This is a genomic window from Pseudomonas sp. UBA7500 (genome assembly GCF_002478435.1).
Classification (GTDB): Bacteria; Pseudomonadota; Gammaproteobacteria; order Pseudomonadales; family Pseudomonadaceae; genus Aquipseudomonas; species Aquipseudomonas palmensis.
On record NZ_DLNW01000007.1, the window covers coordinates 1 to 10,763 of the forward strand.

A 10,763-nucleotide genomic window follows, 5' to 3' on the forward strand; every position below is an offset into this window, starting at 1 on the left:
CGGCCGATGTAGCGGTTCTTGACGAAGCCTTCACGGAACTTCACGCCCAGGTGGTTGGCCAGTTCCAGCGCCGCAGTACGGCTGGTGTCGGGAATCGGGATGACCACGTCGATGTCGTGCTCGGGACGCTCGCGCAGGATCTTCTCGGCAAGCTTCTCGCCCATGCGCAGGCGCGCCTTGTACACCGACACACCGTCGATGATCGAATCCGGGCGGGCCAGGTAAACGTGCTCGAAGATGCAGGGGGAAAGCTTGGGCGCGATGGCGCACTGGCGGGTGTGCAGCTTGCCTTCTTCGGTGATGTACACCGCTTCGCCCGGCGCCAGGTCGCGGATCAGGGTGAAGCCGAGCACGTCCAGCGAGACGCTTTCGGAGGCGATCATGTATTCGACGCCTTCGTCGGTATGACGCTGGCCGAACACGATCGGGCGGATGCCGTTCGGATCGCGGAAGCCGACGATGCCGTAGCCGGTGATCATCGCCACCACCGCGTAGCCACCCACGCAACGGTTGTGCACGTCGGTCACGGCGGCGAACACGTCTTCCTCGGTCGGTTGCAGCTTGCCGCGCACCGCCAGCTCATGGGCGAATACGTTGAGCAGCACTTCGGAGTCGGAGTTGGTGTTGACGTGGCGCAGGTCGGACTCGTAGATCTCCTTGGCCAGTTGCTCCACGTTGGTCAGGTTGCCGTTGTGCGCCAGGGTGATGCCATACGGCGAGTTGACGTAGAACGGCTGGGCCTCGGCCGAGGTCGAGCTGCCCGCGGTCGGGTAGCGCACATGACCGATGCCCATGTGGCCCACCAGACGCTGCATGTGACGCTGCTGGAACACGTCACGTACCAGGCCGTTGTCCTTGCGCAGGAATAGTCGGCCATCATGGCTTGTAACGATACCGGCAGCATCCTGGCCGCGGTGCTGGAGCACGGTTAGCGCGTCATACAGCGCCTGATTGACGTTCGACTTACCGACGATACCGACGATGCCACACATGCGACGCAACCCCTACATTATGAAACTTGACGGATCAGCACTCAGGGCGCTTTGGGCCCAAGCAACTGTTCTTGAAACGGGAGATCAGCCGGTGCGCTGATTCCGCTGGCTAGCCACTGGCTGGTCAGCCCCAGAATGAGGTTTTTCGACCAGTCAGCCACCAATAGAAATTGTGGCAGCAGGCGAGACTCCTGCCACCACGGGTCCTGTTGTACCGGCCCCAGGCTCAGCAGCCCGACCGCCACCACGACGAGCAGGGCCCCGCGAGCGGCGCCGAACGCCATGCCCAGGAAGCGATCGGTCCCGGACAACCCGGTGACGCGAATCAGCTCGCCGATCAGAAAATTGATCATTGCCCCCACCAGCAAGGTGGCGACGAAAAGAATGGCACATCCGGCTATCACCCGCGCCGATGGCGTCTGGATGTAGCCTTCAAGGTACTGCGAGATACCGCCACCGAACATCCAGGCGACTGCACCGGCGATGATCCAGGTAAGCAGCGACAAGGCTTCCTTGACGAAACCGCGCTTGAGACTGATCAGCGAAGAAACGGCGATGATCGCGAGAATCGCCCAGTCGACCCAGGTAAATGCCACAGTGCTGCCTGCAAACGGATAAGGCGGCGCATTTTACCAGAGCGGTGGGCTATCGGTAAGCGGTGATTTGCCGTCCGGCGGCGGCCGGACGGCGGGGGGGTCAGCTACGTTCGGGCTGGAAGCGCACCACAAAACCCTTGAGGTTCTGCTGGCGGTTGATCACATCGCGCAGGCGCTCGGCTTCGGCACGCTCGATCAGCGGCCCGACGAACACCCGGTTGGTACCTTCGGCCGAGCGAATATAGGCGTTGTAGCCCTGGCTACGCAGGGTTTTCTGCAGGTTCTCGGCATTGGCGCGGTTGGACAGGCTGGCCAGTTGCACCGACCAGCTCACCGGCAGGCCATTGCCATCGACCTTGGCAGGTGCACTGGCANNACCGGCGCGGCGGGCGCTGGGGTGGGTGCAGTCACCACCGGTGCCGGGGCAATGGGCGTGCTCGGTGCGCTGGGTTCCTGGGCGGTGAGCGCCTCATCCTGGATCACCTGCGGCTCGGGCACCTCCACCGGCTCCACCTGCACCTGCGGCAAGGCCGGCACAGACGGGGCGGCGGGCGCCTCGACATGCACCTGGCGCAGCTCGTCCTCACGGGTGAACAGCATCGGAAGGAAGATCACCGCCAGTGCCACCAGCACCAGCGCGCCCACCATCCGCTGCTTGACGACTTTATCCAGCAACGCCATTTGCCCCGTCCTCCATGGTCTGCCGGTTCAGCCACTGCAGGGCCTCGCCGACACAGAAAAATGATCCGAACAACAGGATCTGGTCGCCTGCCGTCGCTTGCGCGCACTGCCCGTCAAGGGCGTCGGCGACGCTTGCATACGACTTCACGTCGGCGCCAAGGTTCTGCAACGCGGCCTGCAACTCGCTTGCAGGCCGGCTGCGGGCGGTATCCAGAGGCGCAACCGCCCAGTGGGCCACTTGCGCATGCAGCGGTTCGATCACCCCGGCCAGGTCCTTGTCGGCCAGCAGGCCGAACACCGCCAGGCGCCTGCCGGGCACCGGGCGCGAAGCCAGGCGCTGAGCGAGGTACTGAGCCGCATGTGGATTATGGCCGACGTCGAGCAGAATGCTCAGGTGCTTGCCCTGCCAGATGAACTGGCGACGGTCGAGACGCCCGACGATACGGGTGTCGCGCAGTGCCTGGGCGATCTGCGCGGCATTCCAGGGCAGGCCGGTCAGCAGGTAGGTCTGCAGCGCCAGCGCCGCGTTTTCCATGGGCAGATCGAGCAACGGCAGGTCGTGCAGCTCGACGGCATTGCCGTGCGCATCCACGCCCCGCCACTGCCAGTACTGGTCGGTGCTGGACAGGTCGAAGTCGCGTCCGCGCAGCAGGAACCGGCAGCCTAGTTCGCGTGCCTTGTCCAGCAACGGCTGCGGCGGGNNCGCCACACAGCGCCGGCTTGTCGGCACGGAAAATCCCGGCCTTCTCGAAGGCCACCGACTCACGGGTATCGCCAAGGAAATCGCAATGGTCGACACCGATACTGGTGACCACGGACAGGTCGGCGTCCACCAGGTTGACGGTGTCGAGCCGCCCGCCCAGGCCCACTTCAAGCACCACGGCGTCCAGCGCCGACTGCTGGAACAGCCAGAACGCCGCCAGGGTACCGGCCTCGAAGTAGGTCAGGGAGGTCTCGCCACGCGCCGCTTCGACGGCGGCGAATGCCTGGCACAGCTGCGCATCGCTGGCTTGCTGGCCGTCGATCTGCACCCGCTCGTTGTAGCGCAGCAGGTGCGGCGAGCTGTAGACCCCGACCTTCAGGCCCTGGGCCTGCAGCAGGCTGGCCACGAAGGCACAGGTAGAGCCCTTGCCATTGGTGCCGGTAACGGTAATCACCCGAGGCGCGGGCTGGCCCAGCCCGAGGCGCGTTGCGACCTGCCGCGAACGCTCCAGGCCCATGTCGATTGTCGACGGGTGCAACTGCTCGAGGTAGGCGAGCCACTCGCCCAGGGTTCGCTGGGTCATACGTTGGCAGGCACCGGTGGTACCACGATCGGCTCGATCACGGGGGCGACGAACTTCGGCGTCGGCAGGCCCATCATCTGTGCCAGCAGGTTGCCCAGGCGCGGGCGCAGTTCGGATCGGGCGATGATCATGTCGATGGCACCATGCTCCAGCAGGAACTCGCTGCGCTGGAAGCCTTCAGGCAGTTTTTCGCGCACGGTCTGTTCGATAACCCGTGGGCCGGCAAAGCCGATCAGCGCCTTGGGCTCGCCTACGATCACGTCGCCGAGCATTGCCAGGCTGGCCGAAACGCCCCCGTAAACAGGGTCGGTGAGAACCGAGATGAACGGGATGCCTTCTTCGCGCAGGCGCGCCAGCACGGCGGAGGTCTTGGCCATCTGCATCANNCTTCCTGCATGCGCGCGCCGCCCGAGGCCGAGAAGCAGACCATCGGACAGCGGTTTTCCAGGGCATAGTTGGCGGCACGCACGAAACGCTCGCCGACGATGGCACCCATCGAACCGCCCATGAAGGAGAACTCGAACGCACTGACCACCACCGGCATGCCCAGCAGGGTACCGCTCATGGAAACCAGGGCGTCCTTTTCGCCGGTCTGCTTCTGCGCAGCAACCAGGCGGTCCTTGTACTTCTTGCCGTCGCGGAACTTCAGGCGGTCGACCGGCTCCAGGTCGGCACCCAGCTCATTGCGGCCTTCGGCGTCGAGGAAGATGTCGATGCGTGCACGTGCGCCGATGCGCATGTGGTGATTGCACTTGGGGCACACATCCAGGGTCTTTTCCAGCTCCGGACGATACAGCACGGCCTCGCAGGACGGGCATTTGTGCCACAGCCCTTCGGGTACCGAGCTCTTCTTCACCTCGGAACGCATGATCGAAGGGATCAGTTTGTCTACCAACCAGTTGCTCATGCTTTCTTTCTCCAGTAGCGGCGACCGGCAGGCAAAAGTTGCCGGGTCACGCGTATGCCCTTGAGCTCAATTCGTGTATGACGCGATGATGAAACGTGGCCGGCGGTGCGCGTTCAGCGCGGTACCACCCTGCCCCAGCTTCATCGTCAACCTGTAAAGGCGACGCCGGTGGCGCCACCCGGTAATTTCGATCGGCCCGTGGGCGCGATCCGGCAGCAACGGGCTGCGAAAGCTATGGACGATGGCGCACCGCCAGCCGTCACATCGAGCATTCGCCCGCCCCTCACGCCTGGCGCACCGCGCGCATGAACGCCTCGATGCGGGCCGGGTCCTTGATGCCCTTGGCCTGCTCCACCCCACCACTGACGTCCACTGCATAAGGACGCACCTGGGCGATGGCCGCCCCGACATTGTCGGCCGAGAGGCCGCCAGCCAGGATGATCGGCTTGCTCAGGTGCTCGGGTATCAGGGACCAGTCGAACGCCTCGCCGGTTCCACCCGGAACGCCGGCCACGAAAGTGTCGAGGAGGATGCCGCTGGCCTTGGCGTACTGCTGGCAGCAGGCCTCCAGGTCATCCCCGGGGCGAACCCGCAGGGCCTTGATCCAGGGACGGTGGTAGCCGTCGCAGTCGGCCGGGGTTTCGTCGCCATGAAACTGCAGCAGGTCCAGCGGCACGGCGTCGAGGATCTCGTTGAGCTCACAGCGGCTGGCGTTGACGAACAGGCCCACGGTGGTGACGAAGGGCGGCAGTGCAGCGATGATCGCCCGCGCCTGCTGCACGTTCACCGCCCGCGGACTTCTGGCGTAGAACNNCCAGCCCGATGGCGTCGGCGCCCGCCTCGGCCGCGGCCAGCGCATCCTCGATGCGGGTAATCCCGCAGATCTTGCTGCGAACGGCGGACATGGCCTGTGAACCTCAGCTGAACCGGAAAGCTCCGGATGTTAGCAAATGCCTTGCGGGCCGTCAGCCGTCAACGACTCGTAACCCGTAAGGAAATGTGGCCCGATGAAACGCTCAGGCAGTTCGAACTCGTCATGGTATTCCACCTGCACCAGGTACAGCCCGAACGGGTGCGCGGTCNNTGCGCACCATGTGATGCAGGAAGGCGCTGGCACGGATATCCAGCACGATCATGCGCCCATGCCGGCTCACCCGCAGGTGATGGATCTGCTTGATCGGCGACTTGGCCTGGCACTGGCCGGCGCGGTAGGCGCTGAAGTCATGGGTGCCCACCAGGTAGGCTGCGGCTTCGGCCATGCGCCCGGCATCGAGCGGGCGGTGATTCCAGGTGACCTGGTCGCCCAGGTGCGCCGGGCGGATCTGGTCGTTGTAGATCACATAGCGGTAGCGCCGGGCAATGGCCTTGAAGCGCGCGTGAAAGTGCGCCGGCATCTGCCTGGCCCACGACACGCTGACGTCATGCGGCAGGTTGATGTTGGCGCCCATGGTCCAGGCCTTCATGCTGCGCACCGCCCGCGTGTCGAAATGCACCACCTGGCCGCTGGCATGCACGCCGGCATCGGTACGCCCGGCGCACTGCAGCGACACTGGCGAGTCGGCGACCTTCGACAGCGCCTCCTCGAGGGTCTGCTGCACGCTCGGCACGCCACTGGCCTGGCGTTGCCAGCCACGGTAGCGGGTGCCTTTGTATTCCACGCCCAGCGCGATTCTGAAAAAGCCTTCGGCGGCCATTTCGGCTGCGGCGTTATCGATGATTTCCAAGGGGATACAGCCTGTCGGTTTACGCAATGGCGCGGATTATAACGACAACGGCAGCCACGAGGGCTGCCGTTGGCCTTTCAGGTGGGCGTTCAGCTCATCTGCGAACGCAGTTCGATGGCTTCCTTGCGCTGGGTCTCGGTACCTTCCTTCATCACTTCATCGAGTATCTCGCGGGCGCCGTCGTTGTCGCCCATGTCGATGTAGGCACGTGCCAGATCGAGCTTGGTGGCGGCTTCGTCGGTACCGGAGAGGTAGTCGAACTCCGGCTCGTCGAGCATCAGGTCGGAGGCGTCCTCGGCGGTGAAGTGCGGCGCGATGGAAGGCTGCTCGAGGTTCTGCGAGAGCTTGTCGAGCTCGGCGTTGACGTCGTCCAGCTCGGCGGCAAAGCTGGCGTCCAGCGGGTCCGGCTCGTCGGCCAGGGACAGGTCGAAATCATCGGCCAGGTCCGGGAAGCTGTCGTCCAGCCCCAGTGAGTCATCGAACGCGGCCAACTGGGCCTCGATATCCAGTGGCGCTTCAGGCGTAGCGGCGGGTGCAGCTTCAGGCGCCGGTGGCGCAAGGTCGGCGCCCATGTCGAGGTCGAAGTCGGACAGGTCATCCAGGATTGGCTCGGGCTCGACCGGTGCAGGTTCGGGCATCGGCTCGGCAGGCACCTCGGCGGGTGTCTCGGCCGGCACTTCAGTCACTGCCTGCTCCTGCACGTCGGGCACGTGCGGCGCTGGCGTCTCGGCCTGGGCCTGGGCCTGGGTCTGCTCTTGCAGCAGGGTATCGAAATCGAGGTCGTCGAGCGCCGCGATATCGGCAGGCGGCATGGCCTGCGGGGCCTGAGGATCATCGATCTGCAGGTCTGCCAGGCCCTCGAGACCTTCGAGGTCTTCAAGGCCTTCCAACCCCTCCAGGTCATCCAGGCTCAGGTCGAAGGCGCTGTCCAGGTCGTCTTCGCCCGGCAACTCGATTTCCGGCTCGGGCTGCGGGTCGTCCTGCAGCAGGTCCTGCACATACTGGGCATCCAGCTCGGCGGCCAGGGCCGCAGCGCTGACGCCCGCAGCGGCCACGCCGAGCATGGCCGGGTAACGCTGCTTGAGCGACTCGACATCGGCGTGGTTCTGACCATTGGCAACCAGTTGGCGCTCGTGGCCGACAAAGGCGTCACGGTCGCCCTGGCGGGCATAGACTTCCATCAGCTTCAGGCGCAGGTCGGCGCGCTCGGGGGCCTGCTCCACCGCAGGCTCCAGCAGCTCGGCGGCATGGTTCAGACGACCACGGGCAATGCTCAGGTCGACTTCCGCCAGCAGGGCATCATCATTTGGCGCGGGGGCGTCCTCGGCCGGTGCCTGCACGGCAGCCGCGATGACGGCCGGTGCCACCACCGCAGCCGGGGCCGGAGACGGAACCTCTACCGGCTCGGGCGCGGGCTCGACCACGGGGGCCGGCTTGGGCTCGAATTCCGGCTCCAGCTCCAGCTCGGACTCCGGGTCCAGCCTGTCATAGGCGGGNNGCTACCTCGGCAGCCGCAGCCGCTGCAGCGGAGGCCGCCACCACACCCGGCGCCAGGGTCACGCTCGGCGCGGAGACCTCCAGGCCCTCGAAACTGCTTTGCGGCAGGTCCATGTCCGGCCCCAGGCCCAGGTCGCTTTCCTCGGCCAGGGCTCGCGCCATGCGCATGTGCTTTTCAGCCTCCTGCTGGGCACGACGCTTGCGCGCCAACAGCAGCAGAAGCAACAACAGCACCAGCAAGGCTGAACCTGCGATCAGCGCCAGCAGCCAGCTGTTGCCCAGCAGGTCGTCGAGCATCTTGTCCGAATCGCTCGGGGTAACGGCAGCCGGCGGCGTTTCGGCCACCGGCGCGGTATCCACGGCAGCCGGCGCCGGGGACACCACCGCTTCGCTCGGTACCGCCTGCTGCAACTGGGCATCGATCGCCGGCTGCTCGGGCGCAGGCACGCTCGCCGGCGCTGCGCTCTGGGCTTCCAGGCGCGCCAGCTGGTCGTTCTTCAGTTCGATAAGGCGCTGCAGCTTGTCCAGCTGGCTCTGCAGATCCGCCACACGGCTTTTCAGCTCGGCGTTGTCACGCCGGGTGGTGTCGAGGCTCTCTTCGGCCATCGCCAGCTTGTCGGCCAGGGCCTTGCTGTCGCCAGCCGCACCTTTGCCGCCGGGTGCCACCAGCTTGAGGTTGTCCTGCTGGGCGATACGCGCCGGGGCGGCGCCGGCCGCGTCACGCCGGGTGGCGTCGAGCTGGCGCGCACGCGGGCCCAGACGGCGCCCCTCACGCCAGGCCGCATACTGCTCGGCCACTTCCTTGACGGCCTGGCCCTGGGGGATGGCGGCGATCTGCTGCTGGTCGGGCAGGCGCAGTACCTGGCCAACCTTGAGCTGGTTGATGTTGCCGTTGTAGAAGGCATCGGGGTTGAGCGCCTGGATCGCCAGCATGGTCTGCTGCACCGATCCACCCTGGCGCGCCTTGGCGGCAATCTGCCACAAGGTGTCGCGACGCACGGTGGTGTGGCGGGCGGGCGCGGNNGACGCCCGAAGCCGCCTGGGCCGCTTCGGGAGAGAATTTGGAGGCGTCGATCAGTACGCTGTAGTCGCGCAGCAGGCGGCCCTGGGGCCACATCACCTGCACCAGGAACTTGACCATAGGGGCCGGCAGCGGCTGGCTGGAGGTCACCCGCAGCACGCTCTTGCCACTGGGGTTGATTACCGGGGTGAAGGTCAGGTCGTTGAGGTACGCCTGGCGTTCGACCCCGGCCTTGCTGAACTCTTCGGCCGGCGCCAGGCTGGGCACCACTTCGGCGGGAGTGAGGTCACGCACATCGAGCAATTCGATCTCGGCATCCAGCGGCTGGTTCTGCCCCGACTTGAGGGTCAGCTCGCCCAGCCCCAGCGCATGCGCCATACCCGAGGACAGCGCCGATGCCGCGGCTATTGCTAACACCAGTTTGCGAATTCGAAGCATGACCTCATCCTTTGTATGAACCTTCCCCGGCTACCGAGAAGAAAGTGAAAAACCGCCGTGAGGCATTTGACTGGCATGACCACCGGATCATGTTGGCAAGGTGCCCCGCAAGCGCGTGACGGCCGCTCACTTCCAGTATTTCAGAAACAATGTGCAAATCGTCGCCAAGTATCTTTTACGCAAGGTGTTTTATCAACAACTCCGCCAGCTGTACGGCGTTCAACGCCGCGCCTTTGCGCACGTTGTCGGTGGTCAGCCAGAGATTGAGCTGTTCGGCCTCGTCAACACCGCCACGCACCCGCCCGACATACACCACATCCTGGGCCACCGCATCACCGACCGGGGTCGGGTAGTCACCCGCCTCCACCAGCTCGACACTGTCGGCGTGCTCCAGCACGGCGTTCACCGCCGCCAGATCGACCGCCTTGCGACTGTGCACGGCCACAGTGTAGCTATCGCCGAAAAACACCGGGACTTGAACACAGGTCACGGAAATCTTCAGCGAAGGCAGGCCAAGCAACTCGCGCAGCTCACTCACCAGGCGACGTTCCAGCGCGCCATGGCCCTCGCTGTCGCTGGTACCCACCTGGGCCAGCAGGTTGAACGCCACCTGGCGATCGAAGAAGCGCGGCTCCAGCGGACGCGCATTGAGCAACTCGGCAGTTTGCCGGGCCAGTTCGCCCACCGCCTCGCGGCCCTGTGCCGACACCGCCATGCACGCCGTCACGTTGACCCGTTCCAGTTCCAGCAGGTGCTTGAGCGGGGCCAGCACCACCGCCAAGGCCACCGCGGCAGCGCTCGGGCTGACCAGTTGCACGGGCAGGTTCTGACTGTCGATGGCCTGTGGATTGGCCTCGGGCACCACTGCTGCCACCTGTTCGGCCGACAGCGCGCCGGACAGATCGATCACCGCACACCCGGCGGCACGCGCCTTGGCGGCGAAACTGCGAGTAACCGCAGGGCCTGCGGCGAAGAACGCCAGCTTGACCTGGCTGAAGTCGAAGGCATCGACTTCGCGCACGCGCAGGTTCTTGCCACGGTAGTTCACCGAGCTGCCCGCCGACTCATTGCTGGCCAGCAGATGCAGGGTGCCCAGGGGAAAATCGCGCTCCTCGAGGATTTGCACCAAGGTCTCGCCGACGGTGCCGGTGGCGCCGATCACGGCGATATCGTAGGTCTGAGTCATGGACAGTGCCTCTGGCAGAACGGGGGGAGCGGCACTTTACTCGGATTGCCGCAGCGAGACCACCCGGTGCCGGCAAAGGCATCAGGCCACCACAAAAAAGCCCCCTGCGTCGCAAGACGAGGGGGCCTGTTCTAACGCGCAGCAGCGATCAACGCTCCAGCAGGATCCGCAGCATGCGACGCAGCGGCTCGGCCGCGCCCCACAGCAGTTGGTCGCCCACGGTGAAGGCGCCCAGGTACTGCGACCCCATGTTCAGCTTGCGCAGACGCCCTACCGGGATGTTCAGCGTGCCGGTGACGTTGGTCGGGCTCAGCTCCTGCATGCTGATCTCGCGCTGGTTCGGCACCAGCTTCACCCAGGGGTTGTGCTGGCTGATCATGCCTTCGATGTCGGCGATCGGCACGTCCTTGTTCAGCTTGATGGTCAGCGCCTGGC

General features: G+C 65.5%; 6 protein-coding genes and 5 pseudogenes. All 11 read right to left on the reverse strand.

The genetic code is table 11. From position 1 onward, the window contains the following. Positions 1-992: amidophosphoribosyltransferase (purF, locus tag B4I46_RS06085; protein ID WP_286899085.1), on the reverse strand; the 992-nt coding region annotated here is incomplete at its 3' end. Positions 993-1,033: 41 nt separating this feature from the next. Beyond that, entirely contained in the window at positions 1,034-1,588 is a 555-nt protein-coding gene (locus B4I46_RS06090; RefSeq protein WP_043862843.1) for a CvpA family protein, read from the reverse strand. A gap of 100 nt (positions 1,589-1,688) precedes the next feature. Further along, positions 1,689-2,269: pseudogene (locus tag B4I46_RS06095) on the reverse strand (SPOR domain-containing protein). After that, positions 2,253-3,555 (reverse strand): annotated as a pseudogene (folC, locus tag B4I46_RS06100) (bifunctional tetrahydrofolate synthase/dihydrofolate synthase). Before folC ends, B4I46_RS06095 begins: the two co-directional pseudogenes overlap by 17 nt. Beyond that, positions 3,552-4,462 (reverse strand): annotated as a pseudogene (gene accD / locus B4I46_RS06105) (acetyl-CoA carboxylase, carboxyltransferase subunit beta). The pseudogenes folC and accD overlap by 4 nt, the downstream one beginning before the upstream one ends. 283 nt (positions 4,463-4,745) lie before the next feature. Next, positions 4,746-5,367 (reverse strand): annotated as a pseudogene (locus tag B4I46_RS06110) (phosphoribosylanthranilate isomerase). A 38-nt stretch (positions 5,368-5,405) separates the two neighbouring features. Further along, positions 5,406-6,156, reverse strand: a pseudogene (truA, locus tag B4I46_RS06115) (tRNA pseudouridine(38-40) synthase TruA). 119 nt (positions 6,157-6,275) lie between these two features. Beyond that, positions 6,276-7,610: a FimV/HubP family polar landmark protein gene (locus B4I46_RS06120; RefSeq protein ID WP_286899090.1), complete on the reverse strand. Its 1,335-nt coding sequence runs from the start codon at positions 7,608-7,610 to the stop codon at positions 6,276-6,278. 61 nt (positions 7,611-7,671) lie between these two features. Then, positions 7,672-8,616: a FimV/HubP family polar landmark protein gene (locus B4I46_RS25580; protein WP_422662685.1), complete on the reverse strand. Its 945-nt coding sequence runs from the start codon at positions 8,614-8,616 to the stop codon at positions 7,672-7,674. A 701-nt stretch (positions 8,617-9,317) separates the two neighbouring features. Beyond that, complete coding sequence (locus B4I46_RS06130) at positions 9,318-10,328, reverse strand: aspartate-semialdehyde dehydrogenase (protein WP_213606045.1); 1,011 nt, start codon at positions 10,326-10,328, stop codon at positions 9,318-9,320. A 148-nt stretch (positions 10,329-10,476) separates the two neighbouring features. Continuing rightward, on the reverse strand, positions 10,477-10,763 hold a 287-nt coding region (locus tag B4I46_RS06135; protein WP_286899095.1), incomplete at its 5' end, for an Asd/ArgC dimerization domain-containing protein.

Excerpts from the sequence above, each read along its gene's own strand:
- B4I46_RS06130 (WP_213606045.1), bottom strand. The coding sequence starts at position 10,328 with ATGACTCAGACCTACGATATCGCCGTGATCGGCGCCACCGGCACCGTC.